Source organism: Cytophaga hutchinsonii ATCC 33406 (assembly GCF_000014145.1).
GTDB lineage: Bacteria > Bacteroidota > Bacteroidia > Cytophagales > Cytophagaceae > Cytophaga > Cytophaga hutchinsonii.
Window position 1 is genome coordinate 360287 of record NC_008255.1, and the last position, 24752, is coordinate 385038.

Genomic DNA, 24752 nt, shown 5'->3' on the forward strand with positions numbered 1-24752 from the left:
TCTCTGACTAGAAAATAAAATCTGTCGATAAGAATTTAGAAGAACGTTCTTTAATAATGTCTGTTAACATTTCCTTGTTCACATCAATTTCTTTTGCTGCAACCATAGAACGGATACTGAATGTACGCAGCGCATCTGAAACAGATAACGTGCCTTCTCCTGAATCTTTTCTGCCTGTGAACGGATATACATCCGGACCACGCTGACATTGACTGTTAATATTCAAACGGCAAACCTGATTTACGAGATTATCAATCAACGTAGCCATTTCATCATTATCTGTACCGAAGATACTTGCCTGCTGGCCGTAATTTGATTCAACCATGTACTGAATAACTTCTTCAATTTTATCGTAAGCAACAATCGGAACAACAGGTCCGAATTGTTCTTCGTAATACAATTTCATTTTATTGTTTACCGGATATACCACTGCCGGGGCATAGAAGGTATGCTCAATAGTACCGCCGCCTGCATTGATTACTTTAGCGCCATGTACTTCCGCATCTTCAATCAATTCCTTTAACAGGCCTGGTTTTTCCGGCTCTGGTAAAGGTGTGATCTGTGCGCCGTTTTCCCATGGCATACCCCACTTCAATCCTTCAACTTCTTTCAGGAATTTGTTGATGAATGTATCGACAACATTTTTCTGAACGAAAATAATTTTTAATGCCGTGCAACGTTGGCCATTATAGGATAAAGAACCTAATGCACATTCTTTTACAGCAAGATCAAGATCTGCGTGGTTTAAAACAATAGCCGGATTCTTCGCTTCCAGGGCAAGAACCGAACGTAAGCGATTTGGTCTTGGATGCTGCATCTTCATGATGTTTGCAGACTTACTTGTACCAATGAAAGCTAACACATCAATTTTTCCCGTTGTCATCAATGGTCCAACGGTAGCACGGCCGCGGCCGAATACTACATTGATTACACCTTTAGGGAAAGAATCTCTGAATGCCTCAAGTAACGGGCGGTGCAGCAATACACCAATTTTAGCTGGCTTGAAGATCACGGTATTTCCCATGATTAACGCCGGAATCAAGGTTGTGAATGTTTCATTTAACGGATAGTTGTATGGTCCCATGCACAATACAACACCAAGCGGGCTCCGTCTGATCTTTCCGATGATGCCTTGCTCAAACTGAAAGTTTGAAGAAGTACGGTCTAACTTTTTGTATGCCTCAATGGTATCTAAAATATATTCTACCGTACGGTCAAATTCTTTTTCAGAGTCTTTAATGTTTTTACCAATTTCCCACATCAATGTTTTTACCACTTCTGTGCGTTTTGATTTCATGGCTTTAACAAACTTCTCCATGGCACGGATACGGCCTTCAACAGACATAGTCGGCCATTCGCCGGTACCATTTTTATATGCACCGATTGCAGCATTCAACGCATCTGTTGCTTCTGTTTCTGTAAGCAGGGGAGTAGAACCCAATAATTTTTGTTCCGGACCATTTGCTGTCTGAACGCAAACAGGTGAAAAAATGTCCTGTACCGGACCACTCCATATTTTTATTTCTCCATTAACCAGGTATTCTTTTTGGTGAACAGGCTCTCCGTAGGCATATTCAGCCGGAATATCAGATTCCTTTGGGAATATTGCCGCTAGTTTTTCGTTTACAACTTCTACAGTATTCATACTACTATTATGTATTGATTAATAAGGTTAGTTTAATGAGTTAAAGTAAGAAGAAAAAAGAGCTTTCGCTTTTTCCCAATTGCTCACCTCTATGCAGTAACAGGTTCTTGGCCCGTCGTCTTTTCCGTAGATCAGGCCAGCTTCCTTTAATTCTTTAATGTGCTGCGAAATGGTAGATTGAGATAAACCAATTTCTTCTGTTAGTTCACCGCAAAAACAGGTGTTTTTATCAAGCATCAGCTTTAAGATCGAAATACGTGCGGGATGCGACAAGGCTTTTGCAATGCGCACCAGCTTTTCTTCTTCCGACGATAAATTCTGTTCTTTAATAACCGGCATATAATGAGTTTTCTTATCTAATCGTAAAGATACGATTGGATTTTTAAAAGGCAATAAATAGTGATAAAAGTATTCGTAATTAATTGCTTGTATTTGATAATCAATACTATTTGCGGGTATTTTTATGTTTGCCCAGAACACAGCAATGCTTAATAATCGAAAAATAATAGAGGAAAAATACAAAAGCCGTAATACATCAGACACAAGGAATAATGTATTACGGCAATAAGAAACGCACTTTTTCAGATCAAGGTATTACAAATTTTCGGTAGAAGTACCCAGGTCATAAATCTCACGGATTGATTTTAATGCATTGTTAAAATCAATTTCCAGATCAATTAATTTACCTGTATGTATATCAAATACCCAGCCGTGCACTTCCGGAAAGCCTTCGTTTAAGTATCTTTTCTGCCATACGGCCATTTTGATAATATTGATACACTGCTCCTGAACATTCAGTTCTACTAATCGGTTGTATCTTGCTGTTTCATCTGCAATAGCATTCAATTCGTTTTTATGTAAACGGTATACATCGCGAATGTTTCTTAGCCATGGATTTAGAATTCCCAAATCAACACTCTGCATCGCTGCTTTTACACCGCCGCATAAATAATGGCCGCACACAACAATATGTTTTACGCCTAAATGCTTAACAGCATATTCAATAACAGAAGCAGAGCTGTTATCGTTATTGGGTACCAGATTGGCAATATTTCTGTGGACAAATACTTCGCCTGGTTTAGCACCCATAATAGCTTCAGCAGTTACACGGCTATCGCTGCAGCCAATGAAAAGATAATCCGGATTTTGACCTTCAGATAACTGATCAAAGAATTCGCTGTTTGTTCTGTTTTTCTCAGCCAGCCACTTACGGTTGTTTTCAAATATTTGGTTGTACTCAAGCATAATTATTTTTTTTATTTAATAAACATTCTGTAGTAATTCTGTAGTTGGAGATATATTTTTTGAATATATCAAAAAAATGCGATAATCGATAGCATAAAATTAAAAAACAGAATCCTGAATGGCCAGATTCTGTTTTAATTTACACTAATTAAACGAACAAACTTCTTAATATCAACGCATTTTATGCGTTGATATTAAGAAGTTTGTATATATATAGCATAATATCTTGTACTGATTGAAAACAGCCATACGCCAACTAAAGAATAGAATACACTGTTTTTAGGCCAGAAAGCATAAATAATACATAAGATAATGGCCATTAAACGCGGCAGCCAGATTTGATGATCAAAATTCACAAACGGAGTGAAATGCATGCTTATGAAAGCTGCCAATAAAAGAAAAATCGGTTTTATTCTGGAGGTAAAAAAAGCTTCCGTATCTGAATAATCATCTACATGCGTCAGGCAGTTTACCATAAGCAAAAATACCAAAGGCGGGAACAGATAAAGCCAGTAAGCGAAATACGTTATATGGCTAAGCTGTGGGGAAAATTTAAAAAAGATGAATACGTTGTGTACACCGATTTCTGTAACCATTATCAGCGTAATAAGATAAGGCGTATACCAGGACGAGGAATCCATAAAGTGTTTCCATTGCCCGAAGAGATCGCTGAGCGCAATACCATAAATCAGTAATGGAATAAATAACAAATACTCTACAATATCCATGACGGAACAGGGTTAAAAAGTGCAATTATTTTTAAAAGATGCTGCAAGTTAAATATATTTTAAATCAGTTTTTTAGTTTTAGGGCATCAGCCAGTTTATATATTTTTTGTTATGAATTTCATAAGCTTCTTCCTCTTTTAAAAAATAGGAATTCATATAGGTGTTTATTAGTAGAGATTAAATTCTATGCAATAACAAAGTTGTTATTGCATAGATGTATTGCTGGCAGCTCTTCTAATGATCCAGGAACCAAAAATGATTTCATCAAAACATTCGCCTTGTATATTTTCGGTCGTGAGTGTCATTTCCCATTCACCTGAATAGGTGTCGGATTCCGCATCATAAACACCTGAATAAATTACTGGCGGATGTACTTTTGAATCGTCTATTTGTATTTTCCCATCTTCATTCATAAAATAAAAACAGGGATATTGTTTTGTAAAGCTTATAATATCACCATCAGCAAACCCGCTAACAGTTATAATGCCTTTCATGATACCTTTTACTTCATCATCAATACAAGTACCAGTCAATGATCCACTGTTATCGGAGAGCTGCAGGCAGAAAGTTGTGTCGGGATGGTTTTCAGGATAAAGAATCATGCATTCAGGGTCATAATTAAAGCTGCCTAGCCATTTCCCCGAAAGAGTATTTGAAGCGTTCATCATTTAAAAAATTATATCAAACAACATACGTGCAGGTATTGCATGTATGTTGTTTGATACGTACTATTTTGATTGTTGTTTCAATCGCTGTCTTGTTACTTCTGATAAGATCATGCCGGTTGCAACGGAAACATTCAAAGAGTTAATATGTCCGCTCATAGGTATGGTAACATGTGCATCTGCATACCGCAGCAGGTCCATGCTGATTCCATCTTCTTCGCTGCCCATCAGAATAACACATGGGTCGGTGAGATCTTCGTCGTATACATTGATGCTTGCTTTTTCTGAACATGCGATAATGCGCAGGCCGCACTGTTTAAGATATTTTACCGTATCGATCAAATGATCCACACGGCAAACCGGAATGTGGTATAACGCACCGGCAGATGTTTTAACCGCATCGCTGTTTAATTGAGCGGCACCTCTTGAAGGAACGATCATGGCATCCACTCCCAAACACTCTGCACTCCGTGCAACTGCACCAAAATTACGTACATCTGTTACACGGTCAAGCATTACCAGCAATGGGTTTTTGCCGCTTTCAAAACAGGCAGATACGATGTTATCTAACGAAGCAAAATTGATAGCCGATAAATAACAAATAACACCCTGGTGATTTTTGCGCGTTACGCGGTCCAGTTTTTCAACCGGAACTTTTATCACAGGTACTTTAACACGATTCGCTAATTCAAACAATTCCTGAACAACTGCCTGTTCAATATTTCGCTGTATTAAGATCTTGTCGATTTCTTTGCCAGCTTCCAGAGCCTCAATCACCGGGCGGATCCCGAAAATCATATCTTTGTCGTTAGCAGGTTTGTTTTCATCGTATGACGAAGAAAACCGTTTCTTTGGGTAGTTTCTATCCATGTTCAATATGCTGCACAGGCAGCACGCTATTTTTATATTCTGTGAATGTGCATCCTGTATGCACATCCGGTTTGTATAGAGCGTAAAAAATCCCCCGAGCTATCGGGGGATTTTTTATTTATCTGATTTCTTTATTTAAGTTCGACTCAACCAGGAAGGCTTCTATGTCTTCAGCCTCTTTTGTGTAACCATTATCTTTCAGTGTTTGAGCTAATACCTGTAAGGTAATAGCTGTTGTACGTTTCTTATTTGTTTCTTTAATGTTATCCGCTTTAATATATGAGATCACACCTTGTGTATACTTCTTAATATCTGTAGCATATTTAAAGGCTAATTCTTTTTCACCGATCTTAAATAACTGGCCAACCATATAGGCATTCAGATAATCATACGGGATAGCAGGGCTTTGAATTTTTGTAAAGCAATATAAGATGGCATCTTTTGCTTCTTTATTTCTTCCTTCCTGAATCAACTGGCCTGCAAGCGTATAGTACTGGCTTTTTGTATTGATAGTGAAACGCTGATAGTTTTCATCGTAGAATACGTTCGGGTCATCCAGGTTTGTGAATTCATACTTCATCATATTCTTAAGCATAAGATCTGTATTGATCCAGCCCTGGCTTCCGCCCGGCACTTCAACCGGAAGCAGGCGATATGCCATCCCTTCTAATTGAAGGTACCGCTGCATGCCGATGTAATCAGACGGTGATAAAGTAGTAGAGAAATAAACCGGACGTTTCCAGTTATTATTAACCAATAAATTCAGGATCGCATAGGTACGCTTATCCATACCACCGCCTTCAACGGTAAACGCTATCTGTGGTGTAATGAACGGCGCAAACTTAGCAGGAACAATTCCTGATTTCGCTACAGCTGCTGTATCAACCGGCAATAAGAAATTAGGTGTCGGATAAACACTCAATTCGTTGTCGTTATAAATACGTGTTACCTGTCTGTCTTTTTTCTTAACAAGGTCAAGGAAAATAGGAAGGTTGATGATCGCATTTTTATTTTTTTCATAGCTCTCGCCATCTAAATAAATGTAGTCATTAGTACCTTGTCTGTATTGATCAGGTGTTAAGCCGATCGGTAATGAATCAGACAAGTACGCTTTGCTCTGCATCTGTTTGATGTACCAGTCTGTATTTAATAAACTTAAATTACAAACGCGTACATCTGTTCGAACGCCTTCAACTTCCTGCGCATACCACAACGGATACGTATCATTATCGCCGCCGGTAAATAATACAGCGTTTGGTGCACAGCTGTTCAATAAATTGCGGGCAGATTCAACCTGGTAATAACGTTTGCTTCTGTCGTGATCGTCCCAGCCTTCAGAACCCATAAGTGCCGGAACAACGAGAAGGCCAAGGCTTGCAACAGATGCTGCAACAGTTTTATTTTTCAGGACATATTTTTCAAACGTTTCGGTTAGGAAAACAACGCATAAACCGATCCAGATGGAGAACGCATAAAACGATGCCGCAAATGTATAATCACGTTCGCGGGGTTCTGTTGGCGGCTGATTCAAATAAATAATAATTGCTAAACCTGTAAAGAAGAAGAGCATGGCAACAATGGTTCCGTTTTTCCAGTCACGTGTGATCTGGAAACTGAAGCCCAGCATCCCTGCAATTAAAGGAAGCAGGAAGAAATTGTTACGCGCCTTGCTTGCAAATTGAGACGTATCCGCATCCAGTGTAAACCAGTTGTTTGGTCCTAACCAGGACGAATCCTGTTCGTCGCCCATACGGCCTGCAAAGTTCCATAAGAAATATCTCCAGTACATATGGCCCATCTGGTAAGTAAACATAAATGAAATATTTTCACCGAAGGTAGGCACATGGTTTTTGCTGAAGTGCATCCAGCTTCTGTACTGTTCCGGATGACCAGGCTGATTGCTGTACATACGCGGGAACAGCCCCATGTCTTTTTGTTTGTATACCGGTTCTACTTTATAATCCGAGATGATGTATTTATCTTTTCCTTTTGCATCTTTTACAGGTACATATACCGGGCTCGTTTTTTTGTACTCCTGAACTTTTGCCGTAAAGTTTGGTCCTTTCAGCAACGGACGGTCGCCGTACTGTTCACGTTTTAAATACGAAGTGAATGTCATAACATTCTCCGGGTCGTTCATATCAATCGGCGGATTGTAATGCGAACGGATAACAATGATACCGTAAGAAAAATAACCGATCAGAATAAAGCCTAAGGATAAAAGAGAAATGTTTAATAAACGTTTGCCTGTTTTCTGAGAGTAGTAAATAGCATAAGAAAGACCACCTACCAAAAGGATCATAAACGTAATAACACCTGAACCAAAGCCCAAGCCCATTGAGTTTACAAAAAACAATTCAAAGCTTGATGCAATAGATGGAAGGCCTGGTATGATACCAACCATTACAACACCTAATAATACAACGCTTATTAATAAGGTAACCAATGAACCTGTGATATTAATTTTGTCATACTTTTTAAAATAGTATACAAAAGCCAACGCAGGAATAGCGGTTAAGTTCAGTAAGTGAACCCCGATGGAAAGACCAACCAGGTAAGCGATAAAGATGAGCCAGCGCTCAGAAGCAGCTTCGTCTGAATGTGCTTCCCATTTTAAGATCGCCCAGAAAACGATTGCTGTAAAGAAAGAAGACATGGCATACACTTCCGCTTCTACAGCAGAGAACCATGCTGAGTCAGAGAAGGTATACGCTAAGCTGCCTACAACACCTGCGCCCATAACAGAAATGATCTGTCCGGTTGAGAAGAATCCCTGGTCCGTTTTAGCAAGTTTTTTTGCAATCATTGTGATAGACCAGAACAGGAACAGCACAGTGAATGCACTTGATAAAGCAGAAACTAAATTCACGCAATACGCTACATGCTGTGGATCGCTGGCAAATAATGAAAAGAAACGGCCAACTAATAAAAATATCGGTGCGCCCGGCGGGTGTGGCACCATCAATTTATAAGAGGTTGAAATAAATTCTCCGCAGTCCCAGAAACTGGCGGTTGGTTCCATAGTTGAAACGTAAACAAAGGTAGCGATCAGAAATACGAGCCACCCGACAAGATTGTTGATTCTATTGTAAGTCATCACTTCGGTTTTTGATAAAAATCGATAAGGTGCGAAATTACTAAAAAAAGGCTTACGGAACGTCTTTTAAAGGTTTAAAATTGAGTATGGCGCTCCGCTCTTTTTTGCTTTATAACAAAATCGCACCGGTTTCTAAAACGTAAGACTCCTTCCTTTTAGTGTTCAGGTTCTTTGTAAAAAGCTACCTGTCAGTTTATTTCAATTGAAGTACCTGTATGACAAACCGTATGAAATCCTGTTTAGTTGTACGGTTTAAGGTATTTTACTAGTATTATATAATTAATAAATCAAACAGGGAGGTGTCTATAGGAGAATATTTATAACTTGTTTGCAGGAATCTTTCAATAGTAACAGAATCAGTAGTTATGCATATATTTTATCCGATCAATCCGGAATACAATACTTCCGTTGCGTATTTCTCCATGGAATTTGCCATTCACCAGCCGTTAAAAGTATACTCAGGGGGATTAGGTTTTTTATCCGGTTCGCACATGCGCAGCGCCGGCGCAATGGGGCAGAACCTTGTGGGTATCGGCATGTTGTGGAAGTTTGGTTATTACGACCAGGCAAGAAACGAGGACCTTACCATGCGGGTCGATTACACCACTAAGTATTATTCGTTTTTTGAAGAAACCGGTATTACCGTTCCGGTGAATGTGTTTGGAAAAGATGTGTTTGTTAAGGCGTATTTATTGAAACCTACCGTCTTTGGTACCGCGCCGATGTATTTTTTAACAACCGATATTCCTGAAAACGATTATCTCTCCCGTACCATTTCACATCATTTATATGATCCGAACGAAGAAACACGGATCGCGCAAAGCATTATCCTGGGTATTGGCGGGGGAAAAGTGCTGGATGCCCTGAACCATAATATTGATGTTTACCATATAAATGAAGGACATGCCTTGCCGATTGCATTTCATATTTATGATCATTATAAAAATTGGGAAGATGTTAAAAGACGCTTTGTATTTACAACACATACACCCGAGAAAGCCGGAAATGAAGAACATGCATTTGACCTTCTTCAGCGCGCTTCGTTTTTTGGCAATGTACCCATAGAAGAGATTTATAAGCTGAATGCAGATGTTGACGGCAGGTTCGACTACACCCTGGCTGCATTGAAAATGGCTAAAAAAGCGAACGGCGTTTCGCAGCTGCACGGTGAAGTAGCACGAAAGATGTGGCAGGGATTTGAAAATATTTGTCCGATTGACCACATAACCAATTCACAGAATGTTGATTATTGGGCTGATAAAGCGCTGCTGCAGGCGTATCACGAGCAGAACGACAATTGGATCCGGATCCGGAAAAAAGAACTGAAGAAACAATTATTTGAACTTATTGCCGACCAGACCGGAGATATTCTTGACCCGGATATATTAACCATTGTATGGAGCAGACGTTTTGCCGGATACAAACGCCCGGATCTGATCATGCGCGATTACAACCGTTTTATGGATCTGATTGACCGCGTAAATCAGCCGATACAGGTAATCTGGGCAGGAAAGCCCTATCCGCTGGATCAGGAAGCCATTGGTATATTTAATAAAATTCTGCAGACAACACTGATCTCAAGCCGTGCGGTAATATTGGTTGGTTATGAACTTGGACTGTCTGCACTGCTGAAGAAAGGGGCCGATGTATGGCTGAACAATCCGCGCTATACCCGCGAAGCCTCCGGAACCAGTGGTATGACGGCAGCGATGAGTGCTACACTCAATCTGTCTAACATGGACGGCTGGGTAATGGAATTTGGTAAAAACATGGAAAACAGTTTTGTAATGGATCATTCCACGGCGGCTGATGTAAATGAACAGGACAACCAGGATGCCTATTTCTTATATAAAAAATTAGAGGAAGAAGTGATTCCGACGTATTATACCGACCAGAAAAAGTGGTCTCAGATGATCCGCAAGAGCATGGATGATATCTTTCCATTCTTTAATTCAGACCGTATGGCAGACGAATATTATAAGAAACTGTATAATTCCTGAAAATAATCTTCCTATTTTAAGCCTCTGTCCAATAGCAGAGGCTTTTTTATTATATATCATATTGTAAAACAGTTGATTAAAATTTATTGTTTCAACAATCATCAGATTTGCCACAGAATTAACAGATTTTTATTTGTAATTAATCTAAATAAACATACTTTTGCCTCACTTGAAAAAATAATTCCAAACAAAATCTCATTATATGTCAACGTTTACGTTAAAAAACCGCATTCTGCTGCTTTTAGTAGTGCTTTTAGGCTTTACTACCGCTTGTAAGAAAAAAGATAAGGATGAAGAAACGCCTGCACCTGCAGCAACAAGCTTTAGAACTACAAAAATTGATTACAGCACGTTAACGGCTACAACTTCATACAAAACAGCATTTAAAAATGAAGCTGGTGATACTACGGTTAACCGTGACCTTGGAAGAAACCGTTTAAGAATGTTCAGAGCATTGATCGCTTACGTTGGTTCATCTATCTCTGGAAATGTTGATCTGGATTCTGCAACAATGAGCAACATGTTTGCAAATAAAAATAATCCGTTCACAGGTGTTTATGCAGATTTAAATAATTTAGACATCAGCATTAAAGAAGTAACCGCATCTTCAAAAGCAGATCAGGCAGATATTCATGATTATTTAGAATATGCTTTCGGACAAATGGCTCGTATCAGCAAAGAAAGAGCAAACGCTGCTACAAAAGGATTTGCAGGTAAACATTCTACAGGAAATTACTTAGTGGATGAAGCAGGTATTGAGTGGGCACAAATCATTCAGAAAACATTGATTGGTGCATACCACTTGGATTACATCGGTAATGTATTATTAAATACAGGTTTGAATGCAGACAATACAAAATTAGTAACAGGTAAAAAATATACACAATTAGAGCAGAACTGGGATGAAGCATATGGTTTCTTCAGTAATAATGATATTTATTATGATGGAGCAACAGCTGAAAGCGCACCTAAAATTGACAATAGCAAGGCTGAATATTATTTAGGTGCATATGCATGGGAATACAATAGAAAAAACTTTGGCAAATTACATAGTGCTTTCTTAAAAGGTCGTGCAGCTATTCATAACAACGATATGACAGAAGTAAAAGCACAGGCAAAAATTATCAGAGAAGTTTTGGAATATGCTATTGGAGCCGCGGCACATGGTTATATGGGTAAGTCGGTTGGCGCACCACATTCATTCGGTGAAGGTTTTGGATTTATCAATGCAACGTCTTTCTGTACATTAACAGGTGCTGATGATGAATTTGCTGCTGATTTGATTGAGGATCTATTCCCTGAAAATACGCCAACTACATTCTACGATATTACAGTAACTGAATACACAACTGTTAGAAACAAACTAGTTACAAAATTCAATATTCAATAATCAGTTTCAACTGATTATTGAATATATTTAATTTAATGCTGAATAGAAGCAAGTGATTCACTTGCTTCTATTCTTGTTTTATAAAACTTAATAGTATGAAGTACTCTATAGTTCATTCAATAGTATTTTTTTCAATAATACTTGTATTAGGGTCTTGTGGTAACAAAGATAAAGGCACAACTGTTCCGGAAGGAAACCCTTCAGATAGAGAGGCAATGCTTAAAAATGTTGCTGATAATATTGTAATTCCTGCAAACGCTAAATTTGAAATAAAGCTGGATAATATGATTGCAAAATCAGATGTATTCAGAAACAATCCTACAGTAACTACATTATCTGAATACAGAATTGCCTGGGCAGAAGCTTATATTGAGTGGCAAAAGATCGGGATTTTTGATTTTGGTCCGGCTGCAGATGTTGCGCTGAATTCATATATGAATGTATATCCGGCAAATGTCTCAAATATAAATGCGAATATACTTTCTGGTAATGCGAATCTTGAAGTATTCGAATCTTATTCAGCACAAGGCTTTCCCGCTATTGATTATCTGATCAACGGTTCAGCGGATACAGATGATGATATTGTTGCTTTATATGTAACGGGCGAAGATGCAGATAAACGTAAAGCATATTTATTAAGACTTACCAATCAGATGCATGCAAAGTTTGAAGCGGTAAATGCTGCCTGGAAAGGTGATTACAGAAATACATTTGTTTCAAGTACCGGTACTGGATTAAATGCATCAACGTCTGTAATGGTAAACGGTATTGTTTTTTATTACGAACGTTTTATCCGTTCCGGCAAATTCGGTATTCCGTCAGGAGCCATGACCGGAACGCCATTGAATGCGTCTGTTGAAGCCTATTATAAAAAAGATATCGGCAAGATCTTAGCACAAACGGCGCAGCAGGCTTTCGTAGATTATTTTAATGGTAAGGGCGTAACAACTGGTATTGAAGGGCCATCTTTAAAAACATATCTGAATGCACTGGATGCAAAGGATGCAACTACAAAGCAACCTTTATCGGAGATTATTAATAATCAGTTTACAGTTGTTGACAGTAAATTAAACGTGTTGTCTGATAACTTAAGCAATGAGGTTTTAACAAACAAGGCTGCTATGGTCGCTGTGTATAATGAAATGCAGAAGGCTGTACGTATGCTTAAAGTGGATATGACATCTGCCTTGAGTGTAACCATTACCTATACAGATAACGACGGGGATTGATCTTCTTTTAGTATACATAAATGATGAATGTTAAGAGCTATTTCTTAAAATCAACACCGGTTGCTCCGTTGGTTGTTTTCAGAATTGGTTTAGGAATAATGCTCTTCGTGAGCATTATCCGTTTCTGGGCGAATGGCTGGATCGAAGATCTATACATTCGCCCGGATTATTTTTTTCCGTATTACGGGTTTGAGTTTGTGCGTCCGTTAGGAGCATATACCTACGGGCTCTTCGCTATCTGCGGACTCTCAGCCTTGTTTGTCGCGCTGGGTTTTTACTACCGCCTTTCTATCCTCACCTTATTTTTAAGTTTTACCTACATTGAACTGATCGATAAAACCACCTATCTCAATCATTATTATTTTGTAAGCATGATCTGCTTTCTGATGATCTTTCTGCCCGCGCAGGTATATTTTTCAATAGATGCATACCGGAACAGAAAAATTGAAGCAACGCATATACCGCTGTGGTGCATTGATGCACTGAAATTATTTGTACTGTTTTTATATGTGTTTGCCGGGCTTGCCAAAATAAATCCGGATTGGCTGCTGCAGGCCATGCCTTTAAAAATATGGCTGCCGGCGCACAACGATATGCCGGTCATCGGATTTTTATTTAACTACACCTGGGTCGCTTATGCATTCAGCTGGTTCGGCTGCCTGTATGATCTCAGCATCGCTTTTTTATTGTGGAATAAACAAACAAGACCTGTAGCCTACGTATTGGTCATTGCCTTTCATGTACTCACATCGCTGCTGTTCCCCATCGGGATCTTCCCCTATGTAATGATTGTTACTGCGTTAATTTTCTTTTCTCCAGAATTCCATCAAAAAGTTATTGAATCTTTACAAAGACTATTCTTTTTTTCAAATGAAAAGATGTTATATGCCAAAGCGGATTATGTGTACAGCAGCTACGGTCAGCACTTTGTAAAGGGAATATTTTTCGCTTTTTTTGTGGTACAGTTGCTCCTTCCGCTGCGGTTTCTTTGTTATCCGGGATCGTTATTCTGGACAGAACAGGGCTATCGTTTCTCCTGGCGCGTAATGCTGATGGAAAAAGCAGGTTACGCACAATTCACTGTAAGGGATGAAACCGGAAAATTTATTGTTGTCAATAACAATGAATTTTTAACCGTACTGCAGGAAAAAATGATGGCTACACAGCCCGATATGATGCTTCAATACGCACACATATTGGCTGAATATTATGCCAGACATGGCTTTCACAATCCGCAGGTATATGCAGATACCTATGTTACATTAAACGGACGGTTAGGAAAAATGCTGATTGACCCCACAGTGGACCTTGCAAAAGAAGAAGAATCGTTCGCGTCCAAAAACTGGATTCTATTATATAATGAATAAGTTCCTATTTCTATTTATCCTGTTCATTTGTTTTAGTACGAGTGAATTAGTTGCACAACACAGGCTTACGGGAAGAGTTATTGCAGCCAATGACAGTACACACGTTGCGGGCTGTACGGTTACATTAAATAACGGCGCGTTTATAACCAGTACCGATTCTTCCGGAAGATTTCATTTTAAAGATCTTGAAAACGGCACCTATGTGGTTAATACCTATGGTATCGGTTTTATTGCAAACGAGCAGACAGTTGTTGTGAATGGCAAAAACAAACACATCAACGTTTTACTGCAACCGGAGCATACAGATGATGTGATAGACATTACAAGTACAACATCAAATTCACATCTGGAAGATGTGGAGGACATGGCTATCTATGCAGGTAAAAAATCTGAAGTGATTATACTCGATAGTTTAGTTGTGAATGCTGCTACAAATAATGCACGCCAGGTATATGCCCGCGTACCGGGTTTAAATATCTGGGAGAATGAAGGTGCCGGTATACAGCTGAGCATCGGCGGCCGTGGGTTAGATCCGAACAGAACCTCTAATTTTAATGTCAGGCAAAACGGTTATGATATCAGCGCGGATGCGTTGGGTTATCCGGAAAGTTATTACACACCGCCGGTCGAAGGCTTGGAGCGTATCCAGGTCATCCGCGGTGCTGCTTCATTACAGTACGGTACACAATTTGGCGGGATGCTGAATTTCATAATCCGCAAGCCTGTTCCCGATAAACGTATTCAATTGGTTGCACGGCAGACGGTGGGCAGTTACGGCAGTAAACCTGCTTTCTCCAATACGTTTGTAAGCTTAAGCGGTACACAAAAAAAACTAAGTTACTATACCTATTTCCAATACAAAACCGGAAATGGCTGGCGCCCCAATTCAGATTTTGATGTATACAATTATTACGGGAATGTAAACTATCAGATTAGCAAACGTACTTCAATTGGTTTCGATCTCACCCTGATGAGTTATCTGGCACATCAGCCGGGAGGCTTGTCAGACGCCATGTTTAAAGCAGATCCGCGCCAGAGCAACCGCGAACGCAACTGGTTCCAGGTAAACTGGAGAATGGCTGCTATACACTTCAATCACAAATTCAATGATTCAAATGAAGTGAATGTCCGCGTGTTCGGCTTGCTGGCTAACCGTTACAGCATAGGCTTCAGGCCTAACCGTGTAGCAACTATTGATGATGGCACTACCGAACGTGATCTGATCAAAGGAGCATTTAAAAATATCGGCGCGGAAGCACGATACATGAAACGTTACCACATTGCAAAACAATACAATGTATTGCTTGTAGGCGGCAGGGTATATTATGGCAACAACGTAAGCACGCAGGGCCAGGGATCGAAAGGCAGTGACGCGGATTTTGATTATACGCCAACCAATTTTATGACGTACGATTATATGTTCTTAAACCACAATGTTTCTTTGTTTGCAGAAAATATTTTTTACCTGGGAAATAAAGTCTCTGTAACACCGGGACTGCGGTATGAATATATCTATACCTCTGCAGATGGTTATTATGGAAGTATTGCATATGACCTGGCCGGAAACATTATCAACCAGACAAGAACAGATGAATTCCGTTCCAGCGCACGTCAGTTTATTTTAGGTGGTATTGGTGTCAGTTACAAACCAATACCTAAAATGAATTTCTACGGAAATATTTCTCAGAACTACCGTTCGATCACATTCAGTGATATGCGCATCTCAAATCCGTCTTCAGTTATTGATCCGGATATGAAAGATGAAAAAGGTTTTACAACAGATATTGGTTTAAGAAGCGAAGGTACAAAGCGGTTTATTTATGACGGCAGTTTCTTTATTCTGAATTATAATAATCGTATCGGTGAATACTTAACGGCAGATGCTTCAAACCGTGTAGTTCGCGAACGCACAAACATCGGACAGGCTGTAATGATGGGTGTAGAATGTTATCTGGAGTATGATGTGTTAAAGGCTATTGTACCTGTCGCTAAAAACTGGACGGGTATCCTGTTTACCAATTCTGCCTATATTCATTCCCAGTATGTAGCGAGCGGTATAACAGCAGTACAGGGAAATGAAGTGGAGTTTGTTCCGAAATTTAATTTTAAAGGCGGAGCACGGGCAAGCTATAAAAAATTCAAAGCGTCGTTTCAATACAGCTATTTAACCGAACAGTTTTCGGATGCCACCAATGCGGTTGACGGAGGTGTATCAGGTGTTGTAGGTATTATACCTTCGTATTATATTATGGATCTGGGCTTTTCGTATGAATACAGGATATTCAAACTGGAAGCAAACATCAACAACTTCACCAATCAGTATTATTTCACACGCCGTGCAACAGGTTATCCCGGTCCGGGTATTTTACCGTCAGACGGCAGAGCATTTTATCTGACACTGCAGGTGAAAATTTAACAGTAGAGCCGCAATTTATTGCGGCTGATTGAAATACACCAGATAATAATCAGCGCAATGAACTGCGCTGATTTGAATGTATCAAATTACAATAAGCCAGCCGCAATGAATTGCGGCTCTACGGGTTTTTTTCAATTACTCTTTTGCTGCCGCGTACTGCAGCGCGCTGAGCTGGCTGTAAAGCCCCTGCTGGCCTAACAGCACTTCATGCGAACCGGATTCTACTATTTCGCCTTTTTCCAATACAAAAATTGTATCCACGTGCTGTATCGTTGATAAGCGGTGTGCAATAATAATAGACGTTCTGCCCAGCATTATTTTTGCCGTTGCTTCCTGAATCAGTTCTTCTGTTTCAGAATCAATAGAAGAAGTAGCTTCATCCAGAATTAATATTTTAGGATCATAAACCATTACACGGATAAAGGAAATAATCTGGCGCTGACCGGAAGAAAGGGTGCTGCCGCGCTCCATTACTTCATAATCCAGCCCTCCGGGTAAACGCTCTATGAAACGTTCTGCGCCAACCATACGGATAGCTTCCCATATTTTTTCATCTGTGATGTCTGGGTTATAGAGCGTGATATTATTACGGATACTCCCTGAAAATAAAAACACATCCTGTAATACCAAACCAATCTGTAAACGCAGTTCATGCAGATTATAATCACGGATATCGGTACCATCAATAAGGATATGCCCTTTTTCGATATCATAAAAACGATTCAGCAAATTGATGATCGAAGATTTGCCCGCACCGGTTGAACCTACAAAGGCAATACTTCCGCCCTGCGGAACATGGAAATTAATATCTTTTAGTACCGTTTGCCCTTCGATGTAGCTGAAGAAAACATTATTGAACTGCACATCTCCTTTAATTTCAGGCAACGGTTTTTCTCCGGTTGACTGAATGGGCGTATGGTCGTCTAATAATTTTAAGATACGGTCTGAACTTACAACAGATAATTGCAATGTATTGAAGCGGTCTGCGATCATGCGTATGGGGCGGAAGAACATAGAGATGTACATGATAAATGAAACGAGCGTTCCGAAAGAACTTGTTTCGCCTAATACCAGTGTAGAACCAAACCATATTAGAAGTACCAGTCCCAGCGATCCGATAAATTCAGCAATCGGAAAATAAACAGAGTATGCGTTTACCGATTTTAAATTTGAATCGCGGTGTTCAATATTGATCTTTTTGAATTTCGCATATTCGCGTTGTTCGCTGTTAAAGATCTGAACAATACTCATTCCGGTAATATGCTCCTGAACAAAGGTGTTGAGATTGGAAACGGCAATACGCACTTCGTTGAACGAATGTTTGATGCGTTCCTTAAATACATAGGTACTGAATAATAAGATTGGCAGCGGACACAAACAGATCAGCGTTAAACGCCAATCGATATACAGCATAAAACCAAAGATGAAAATCAACTGAAGGAAATCGCCCAGAATGCCTGCTAATCCGTCGGATGTAAAATTCGAAAGTGTTTCAATGTCTGATATGTTGCGGGTTACCAAACGGCCGATAGGTGTTTTGTCAAAAAAGCCCAAACGGAATTTTAATAAATGTTTGAATAAACGGATTCGGATATCGCGAATAATTGTCTGTCCGAGTTTGCCTGCCAGATAGGTATCAAAATACTGCATGAATGCCTGCGCAACTAACACCACAACCATTAAGCCAATCATTACATACAAACCATTCAGGTCATGGCTGGCAATTTTATCGTCAATGGCAACTTTAACTAAATACGGTTTTACCGATGCAAGTACTGCTCCTGTAAGGGTTAAAGCTACCTGTGTGTAAAATAGATTTTTGTAAGGTTTTACAAATTGAAATAATCTACTTAAAATATGTATATCAAATAAATTGCCGCTTACGACACCGCTTTCCTCTTTTTGCACAGTCTGTTAATTTCCTTATAAACGTATTATGATTTGGCAGAAGTTCCTTTAGCTTCAATTTTTATGTCTCTTTTGTATAGCAGTATATGCAGGCCGATTCCGGATAACATACCGATTATACCGCCCACGTAGCCAAAATTGTTGATTTTCTCTACGCGCTGAAAGGCAACCGGATCCAGAATATTTTCGGGAAGGTTGTGTTTTACAGCCAGTATCTCAGCGCTGGCAGGCATGTACGAAGCTATTACCGAGAAAATTAAGGAGAATAAGAATGTTAACAGATAGGCATAAATAGTATAGAACAACAGTTTATGTGTGTTCTGATGAATACGTCCAACAGCTGTTAAAATGATACCAAAAGGTATCCCCACTTTCCAGGCATTAATAATACCGATCATGCCGGCTTTCGCTCTTGGGTGCCAGGAGTCGGGCAGGTCATAATGATTAAAACGGAATTTTGTGAAAAACTCTTCTGAAATTGAAAAGGTAATCTGGTCGTGTATAAAACCATAAAAACTTGCCATTACAGGAGCAAGAATAAGTAAGGCAATGAAAATGAATGTACGCATAAATAGTTTTTAGTTGCTGTACCAGTCGCTGGACAATACAGCAGTGAATTAAATTTCTGTACGTATTACTGGTTAAAGATAACTAAAAACTTATAAAGAAATGAGAGATAAAAAATTTGAAGATATTCCATCCTTGCAGGAATAAATATGCTGTAATGCCATACAGTTGCTGCAGGCATGATATCTTTATGGAATTTATCGAAAATCTGAATTCCATGCGATTTTAAACAAATGCCAGTATTGAGAAATAACCGCATCAGATCGAATCTGTAGCTATGTATAAATAAAATATCTGTAGGAAAACAGAAATCCTGAATCCTGGGCCTCTCGGGAGGATATATCAATACGAATATTTCAATAAAAACACCCCTTCAGAATCTGATTCCGAAGAGGTGAAAAATAATAATTGTAATATATGATATTGTTTTAGTCTGGTAACTTAAAACTTGAACCTCGCAATTATTATTTCATATATCTGAAATCATGATCAGCCGGTAGCTGTACCAGAAATTCATAAATCAGCTGGATCACTTGTTCTACATCTGTTTTACTAACGGTTTCAACCGTAGTATGCATATACTTTAAAGGCAGCGAGATCAATGCAGACGCAACACCACTGTTTGAATAGGCAAATGCGTCTGTATCGGTACCCGTAGCACGGCTTGCAGAAGCACGCTGGAAAGGTATTTCTTTACGCTGAGCTGTATCGATGATCATACGTAATAAATTATTCTGTACAGCTGGTCCGTACGTCAATACCGGTCCTTTACCACAGGCAAGATCACCGCTGGTAATCTTGTTGTACATCGGTGATTGTGTGTCGTGGCATACATCTGTAATAACAGCAATATCCGGTTTAATTCGGTGTGCAATCATTTCTGCACCGCGCAGACCGATTTCTTCCTGCACTGCATTTACAATATATAAACCGAACGGAAGCTGATTGTTATTCTCTTTTAATAAACGTGCTACTTCCGCAATCATGAAACCGCCGATGCGGTTGTCCAACGCACGTCCACAGTAATAACGCTCGTTCAGAATCATAAATTCGTCTTCGAATGTAATCACTGAACCTACGTGTACACCTTTGGCTTCGACTTCTTCTTTAGAAGAACATCCCAGGTCTATAAAAATATTTTTTAATGTCGGCGCTTTGTCGTTTTCTTCATCGCGTACGTGAATGGCCGGCCAGCCAAAAACACCTTTTACAATTCCGTTATCTGTATGAATATTCACACGTTTAGAGGGCGCAATCATGGTATCAGAGCCGCCGTTTTTGCGTACATATACATAACCTTCTTTTGTAATGTAATTCACAAACCAGGAAATTTCGTCGGCATGTGCTTCAATGACTACTTTGTAGGGTGCATCCGGATTAATCACACCAACAGTAGTGCCGTATGTGTCCGTAAAATACGTATGAATATACGGGCGGATATAATCCAGCCAGATCTGCTGTCCGGAGGATTCAAAGCCCGTTGGGGCCGCGTTATTTAAATATCTGTGTAAAAACTGTTCGCCTGAATCGTTGATAATACCCATCTGAAATAAATGATTTTAGTTGATGCAACGAATATACATAGCCCTGCGTTAAAAATGATATTTAAACCTAAAAATTTGAATGGAGTAATGGAATAAGGGTGGTTATAACTATTTGTTTTTGAATTATTTATGTGGAATTTTAAAAGGGCTTAAAAATAATTGATTGTTTTTTTAGATACAGGGTAATAAAATTCCGTACACTAGTACGGTATTCTGCAAAACGCTTTTACTACTTTAACCAATTTAGATATGTCACAACGCATTGGAGTCATTGATATGGGTACAAATACGTTTCATTTACTTATCACAGATATTGTAAATGACAGGCCACATACGTTAGTGAATGAGAAGTCTGCTGTAGGTCTGGGGAAAGGCGGTATTACAAAAGGATTTATTACCGAAGAAGCCATGGACCGTGCATTGGATACGCTAAAAAAATTCCGTGTTATTTTAGATGAGCATGCGGTCGTGCATGTTATTGCCACCGGTACAAGTGCCGTTAGAAGCGGCTCTAACAAACAGGTGCTGATAGATCGTATAAAGAAAGAAGTAAATATTGATGTGGAAGTGATTGATGGTGCGCGCGAAGCTGAATTGATTTTCAGAGGTGTGCAGCAGGCAGTACCTATGGAAGATCACATATCGCTGGCCATGGATATAGGCGGTGGCAGTGTAGAATTTATCATTGGGAATAAAAATGAAATTTTGTGGAAACAAAGTTTTGAGATCGGTGGACAGCGGCTGATCGACCGCTTTCATGTACACGATCCCATGCGGGAAGACGACCGTGTAATGATGCACAACTATTTTGATGAGGTATTGGTGCCACTGGAGAAGGCTATAAACACCTGGAGACCCACACAATTGATTGGTTGTTCAGGTACGTTTGATACACTTGCTGAAATGAATATTCAGCACCACAGGGAAAAAATTGCGCTTGAAAAACAAACAAGCTACCTGTTATCTTTACCCGATTTTAACCGGTTACGCAAACAGCTTGTCGCAAGTACCCGTAGAGAACGGCTTGCGATTGCCGGCATGATTGAATTACGTGCCGATATGGTAGTTGTTGCCATCTGCCTGATTGAACATGTATTGAAGCTCGTATCTACCAATGCCATTACTGTTTCTACGTATTCGCTGAAAGAAGGCGTCTTGTATACCATGCTGGATGGTGTTAAGGTTGGGAGTTGATCCTATTCAGATATTATGAATATATTAAATAAAGGCTGCATGTATGATCAAATACGTGCAGCCTTTATTTTTACTGTTTTATAAGTATAACATATTTAGCCGTTTATTTTTTATACACCTGTTTGCAAATTTATGTTTTCTGTTGCTGCAGTATTTCATAACATTCAGAAAACACAGGTAATAACCTGGATACAGTATATTCTGTATAATGCGTCAGAAGTATAGCCTCCCCTAAATGAAAACGATAAAATCTAAACTACTCCTGGTTTATTTATTATTTACATGCATTACACTATCTGCCTCGTTCTATTGTTATACAATTTACCGTGCACGTGAATATAATGCGGAAATCAAAGATCTCATCCATGTAATCTCTTCCGAAATATTGATGCTGAATAAACTCGAGATGCAGTTTGTTGCGTACGATTCAAAGAACAATGTATTCTTTGAAGGCGCCGGCAGCAGTTATGTTGAAAAGCACCAAAAGATTGTTGCAGATATTCATGCTAAAATAAAAACATTGGAAAATGAACACATTGCAAATGATAAGATTACTCAACGCTTACGGCAGTTAAAGATTCAGTTGATCCATTATAATAACGACTACCAGCGGTTTGTCGCAAAGGTTAAAGAGCGGGGCTTTCGTGATTTGGGTATTGAAGGAGAGATGCGTGAGTGTATTCACAAAATCGAAAACTCCTATAAAAATGCAGGCGATGAATCGTTGCTGTTAACAATACGGCGAAATGAAAAGGATTATTTTTTGCGTAAAGATACTACCTATATCGACAGGCATCATAAAAATGTAATGCTGTTTCGGGATCAGATAAAACAAGATAAACAATTGACTATAGCTGAAAAAAAATTGTATGTCAATTGGCTGGACAATTATTTCGTACTCTTTACAAAGTGGCGGGTAATTGATAATGAAATTGGCATTGATCAGGGTATTGGCATGACGGCAAAAATGAAAATGCACAATAACCAGTTTGAAGAAATGATTCAGTCTATTAACGAAGAGTCTGACCGGAGCGGTGCCGTATTAAGTACAAATAATAAAGCAATATTGTTAACGGCCATTTGTGTCTCCGTTATATTAAGCATTTTACTGAGTATTTTATTTTCACATATTTTCACCCGGCCAATAAAAGAAATGTCTGAATATATAGATCTAATCGTTAAGAATAATTTTTCAGTTCCTACAAAAAATCTTAAAACAGATTCAAACGATGAAATCAGAGATCTGTTTGATAATGTAAACTGGATGGTAAACCGGGTGGGTGTGTACATTTGTGAGATAAAGAAAAATGAAATGATCATAGAGGAAAGTGCACGCAAGTTTCGTTCTATGATTGAAAACAGCAACGATGCCATTGCACTGATGGATAAGGAAGGTAAGATTATTTACGCCAGCTCTTCTACTGTAAAAGTAATCGGTTATACTTCTGCTGAAATGGAAGGCAGGTATGTGTTTGAAGAGATTCATCCGGAAGACAAAAGCAACTTGCTTGAACACCTGAAAGAAGTAATGCTGTATCCGGAAACCAATGTGTATGTTGAAATCAGGAAGAAGCACAAAGACGGTGGGTATCGCTGGCTGGAATGTCACTCATGCAACATGCTTCAGGATCCGTCTGTAGAAGCCATCATTACTAATTACAGAGATATTACAAGCAGAAAAGTAAGTGAATTTAAAATTGATCATCAATACAAAGAACTTCAAAAAGTAAATGCAGAACTGGATGGTTTTGTATACAGTGCTTCACATGATTTAAAAGCTCCGTTATTGTCTATTCTTGGAATTACAACTATTGCCAAACATGATTCCAATGAAGATATTTCTATTTTTTATTTTAACATGATCGAAACAAACATTGCCAAGCTGCTTCACGTGATAAAAGACATTATTAATTTTTCATGCAATACACACCTTGAAGTTGAAAGAGAACTGGTCGATTTTAATCAGATCATACAGGAATCGATTCAATCGTTAAGTTATCTGGAAAATAAAGGCAAAGTAGATTTTAATATTTGTATTGAAGAGGGCGTAGCTTTTTATTCCGATAAGGCACGGCTGGGAATGATCTTCAGTAATATGATTTCAAATGCGATCAGCTACCACAACTACGATCAGGCCAGACCGGTTATTAGTATTTCAGTGGGAGAAATACCTGCAGGTCAAATTGAAATTATTGTTTCAGATAACGGTCAGGGAATAAGCCCCGAATATCATTCCCGGATATTTGATATGTTTTACCGGGCTTCTACAGACTCGAAAGGATCGGGCCTGGGCTTGTATATTGTAAAAAATATTGTAGAAAAAATGCAAGGAACAATTGAACTGACATCTATTCCGGGAATCGGCACACAATTCAAAATGGTATTTGATGCATTTTTACCTATTAAAATAACTGAAGTCCGATCATCATTAATGAAAATGCATGCATAAGCATTTTTTATTTTTAAACCCTAAGAGCGTTAGAAATATCTAACGCTCTTTACTAAAAAGCCAGATGCAGCCAAACGTAATGAACAACCCAATGGTATTGGAAATTAATATTGTTTGCAGAATTGTTGTGTTACCGCCATTTAATGATATATAAGTTCCTAGCAGATTCGAAAAGATTAAGAAAAAAAGTAATACATAACCCAACAGTATTTTTTTAAATGCCATGTATTTCGTTACGAATAGTACGGGAAGAGATACAAATAGTGTAACAAAAGAAACGGATAGAGGAAGGAAATAAATAAGTCCGCCGTCACCGGAGATTTCAATAGGATAGGAGAGTTTAAAATAAATCGGTGAAAATAAAAAATACGTGATCAGCAGCCACGTATATAAAGAACCAAGTTTAATTTCTGCGTTGAACATGGGTATAAAGAATAA

Annotated in this window: 18 protein-coding genes; 7 read left to right on the forward strand and 11 right to left on the reverse strand. The window is 38.9% G+C overall.

All coding sequences use genetic code 11. The annotated features are described in order from the left end of the window. Positions 1-7: 7 nt before the first annotated feature. From CHU_RS01540 to CHU_RS01570, 7 genes are all read right to left on the reverse strand, one after another. Positions 8-1645, reverse strand: coding sequence for an NADP-dependent glyceraldehyde-3-phosphate dehydrogenase (locus CHU_RS01540; protein ID WP_011583708.1), 1638 nt, complete (start codon positions 1643-1645; stop codon positions 8-10). 27 nt (positions 1646-1672) lie between these two features. After that, a complete protein-coding gene (locus tag CHU_RS01545) occupies positions 1673-1984 on the reverse strand; it encodes an ArsR/SmtB family transcription factor (RefSeq protein ID WP_011583709.1) in 312 nt (103 codons plus the stop codon). Positions 1985-2239: 255 nt separating this feature from the next. After that, the gene (locus tag CHU_RS01550) at positions 2240-2890 is read right to left on the reverse strand and encodes a carbonic anhydrase (protein WP_011583710.1); all 651 of its coding nucleotides are present in this window, start codon (positions 2888-2890) and stop codon (positions 2240-2242) included. A gap of 194 nt (positions 2891-3084) precedes the next feature. After that, entirely contained in the window at positions 3085-3618 is a 534-nt protein-coding gene (locus CHU_RS01555) for a hypothetical protein (protein ID WP_011583711.1), read from the reverse strand. A gap of 203 nt (positions 3619-3821) precedes the next feature. Continuing rightward, a complete protein-coding gene (locus CHU_RS01560; RefSeq protein WP_011583712.1) occupies positions 3822-4286 on the reverse strand; it encodes a hypothetical protein in 465 nt (154 codons plus the stop codon). A gap of 60 nt (positions 4287-4346) precedes the next feature. Further along, a complete protein-coding gene (gene rlmB / locus CHU_RS01565; protein ID WP_011583713.1) occupies positions 4347-5153 on the reverse strand; it encodes a 23S rRNA (guanosine(2251)-2'-O)-methyltransferase RlmB in 807 nt (268 codons plus the stop codon). A gap of 118 nt (positions 5154-5271) precedes the next feature. Further along, positions 5272-8250, reverse strand: coding sequence for a glycosyltransferase family 117 protein (locus tag CHU_RS01570; RefSeq protein ID WP_041932125.1), 2979 nt, complete (start codon positions 8248-8250; stop codon positions 5272-5274). A 365-nt stretch (positions 8251-8615) separates the two neighbouring features. Between CHU_RS01570 and glgP the strand changes: the two genes are divergently transcribed. From glgP to CHU_RS01595, 5 genes are all read left to right on the forward strand, one after another. After that, positions 8616-10250, forward strand: a complete 1635-nt coding sequence (gene glgP, locus CHU_RS01575; RefSeq protein WP_011583715.1) for an alpha-glucan family phosphorylase — start codon at positions 8616-8618, stop codon at positions 10248-10250. A gap of 202 nt (positions 10251-10452) precedes the next feature. Beyond that, positions 10453-11640 carry a DUF4856 domain-containing protein gene (locus CHU_RS01580; protein ID WP_011583716.1) on the forward strand — a complete coding sequence of 396 codons (1188 nt, stop codon included), beginning with the start codon at positions 10453-10455 and terminating at the stop codon, positions 11638-11640. A 95-nt stretch (positions 11641-11735) separates the two neighbouring features. Then, on the forward strand, positions 11736-12869 hold the full coding sequence (locus tag CHU_RS01585; RefSeq protein ID WP_011583717.1) for an imelysin family protein: 1134 nt from the start codon (positions 11736-11738) through the stop codon (positions 12867-12869). Positions 12870-12889: 20 nt separating this feature from the next. Then, positions 12890-14236 carry an HTTM domain-containing protein gene (locus CHU_RS01590; protein WP_011583718.1) on the forward strand — a complete coding sequence of 449 codons (1347 nt, stop codon included), beginning with the start codon at positions 12890-12892 and terminating at the stop codon, positions 14234-14236. Beyond that, the gene (locus CHU_RS01595; RefSeq protein WP_011583719.1) at positions 14229-16652 is read left to right on the forward strand and encodes a TonB-dependent receptor domain-containing protein; all 2424 of its coding nucleotides are present in this window, start codon (positions 14229-14231) and stop codon (positions 16650-16652) included. Before CHU_RS01590 ends, CHU_RS01595 begins: the two co-directional genes overlap by 8 nt. 135 nt (positions 16653-16787) lie before the next feature. Here CHU_RS01595 and CHU_RS01600 read toward each other — a convergent pair whose 3' ends face one another. The 3 genes from CHU_RS01600 to CHU_RS01610 all read right to left on the reverse strand — a co-directional run bounded on the left by CHU_RS01600 (position 16788) and on the right by CHU_RS01610 (position 20671). Continuing rightward, positions 16788-18560, reverse strand: a complete 1773-nt coding sequence (locus CHU_RS01600; protein WP_011583720.1) for an ABC transporter ATP-binding protein — start codon at positions 18558-18560, stop codon at positions 16788-16790. A 26-nt stretch (positions 18561-18586) separates the two neighbouring features. After that, complete coding sequence (locus CHU_RS01605; RefSeq protein ID WP_011583721.1) at positions 18587-19129, reverse strand: hypothetical protein; 543 nt, start codon at positions 19127-19129, stop codon at positions 18587-18589. Positions 19130-19591: 462 nt separating this feature from the next. Next, positions 19592-20671, reverse strand: coding sequence for a M42 family metallopeptidase (locus CHU_RS01610; RefSeq protein ID WP_011583722.1), 1080 nt, complete (start codon positions 20669-20671; stop codon positions 19592-19594). Between the two features lie 249 nt (positions 20672-20920). Here CHU_RS01610 and CHU_RS01615 point away from each other — a divergent pair, with 249 nt between their 5' ends. After that, a complete protein-coding gene (locus CHU_RS01615; protein ID WP_011583723.1) occupies positions 20921-21865 on the forward strand; it encodes an exopolyphosphatase in 945 nt (314 codons plus the stop codon). A gap of 235 nt (positions 21866-22100) precedes the next feature. Then, the gene (locus CHU_RS18715) at positions 22101-24314 is read left to right on the forward strand and encodes an ATP-binding protein (RefSeq protein WP_011583724.1); all 2214 of its coding nucleotides are present in this window, start codon (positions 22101-22103) and stop codon (positions 24312-24314) included. 39 nt (positions 24315-24353) lie between these two features. Here the strand turns inward: CHU_RS18715 and CHU_RS01625 are convergent, their stop codons facing one another. Continuing rightward, on the reverse strand, positions 24354-24737 hold the full coding sequence (locus tag CHU_RS01625; RefSeq protein ID WP_011583725.1) for a hypothetical protein: 384 nt from the start codon (positions 24735-24737) through the stop codon (positions 24354-24356). Positions 24738-24752 lie beyond the last annotated feature (15 nt).

Coding starts and splice junctions, on each gene's coding strand:
- CHU_RS01540 (WP_011583708.1), bottom strand. CDS start 1,645: ATGAATACTGTAGAAGTTGTAAACGAAAAACTAGCGGCAATATTCCCA.
- CHU_RS01545 (WP_011583709.1), bottom strand. CDS start 1,984: ATGCCGGTTATTAAAGAACAGAATTTATCGTCGGAAGAAGAAAAGCTG.
- CHU_RS01550 (WP_011583710.1), bottom strand. CDS start 2,890: ATGCTTGAGTACAACCAAATATTTGAAAACAACCGTAAGTGGCTGGCT.
- CHU_RS01555 (WP_011583711.1), bottom strand. CDS start 3,618: ATGGATATTGTAGAGTATTTGTTATTTATTCCATTACTGATTTATGGT.
- CHU_RS01560 (WP_011583712.1), bottom strand. CDS start 4,286: ATGATGAACGCTTCAAATACTCTTTCGGGGAAATGGCTAGGCAGCTTT.
- rlmB (WP_011583713.1), bottom strand. CDS start 5,153: ATGGATAGAAACTACCCAAAGAAACGGTTTTCTTCGTCATACGATGAA.
- CHU_RS01570 (WP_041932125.1), bottom strand. CDS start 8,250: ATGACTTACAATAGAATCAACAATCTTGTCGGGTGGCTCGTATTTCTG.
- glgP (WP_011583715.1), top strand. CDS start 8,616: ATGCATATATTTTATCCGATCAATCCGGAATACAATACTTCCGTTGCG.
- CHU_RS01580 (WP_011583716.1), top strand. CDS start 10,453: ATGTCAACGTTTACGTTAAAAAACCGCATTCTGCTGCTTTTAGTAGTG.
- CHU_RS01585 (WP_011583717.1), top strand. CDS start 11,736: ATGAAGTACTCTATAGTTCATTCAATAGTATTTTTTTCAATAATACTT.
- CHU_RS01590 (WP_011583718.1), top strand. CDS start 12,890: ATGATGAATGTTAAGAGCTATTTCTTAAAATCAACACCGGTTGCTCCG.
- CHU_RS01595 (WP_011583719.1), top strand. CDS start 14,229: ATGAATAAGTTCCTATTTCTATTTATCCTGTTCATTTGTTTTAGTACG.
- CHU_RS01605 (WP_011583721.1), bottom strand. CDS start 19,129: ATGCGTACATTCATTTTCATTGCCTTACTTATTCTTGCTCCTGTAATG.
- CHU_RS01610 (WP_011583722.1), bottom strand. CDS start 20,671: ATGGGTATTATCAACGATTCAGGCGAACAGTTTTTACACAGATATTTA.
- CHU_RS01615 (WP_011583723.1), top strand. CDS start 20,921: ATGTCACAACGCATTGGAGTCATTGATATGGGTACAAATACGTTTCAT.
- CHU_RS18715 (WP_011583724.1), top strand. CDS start 22,101: ATGAAAACGATAAAATCTAAACTACTCCTGGTTTATTTATTATTTACA.
- CHU_RS01625 (WP_011583725.1), bottom strand. CDS start 24,737: ATGTTCAACGCAGAAATTAAACTTGGTTCTTTATATACGTGGCTGCTG.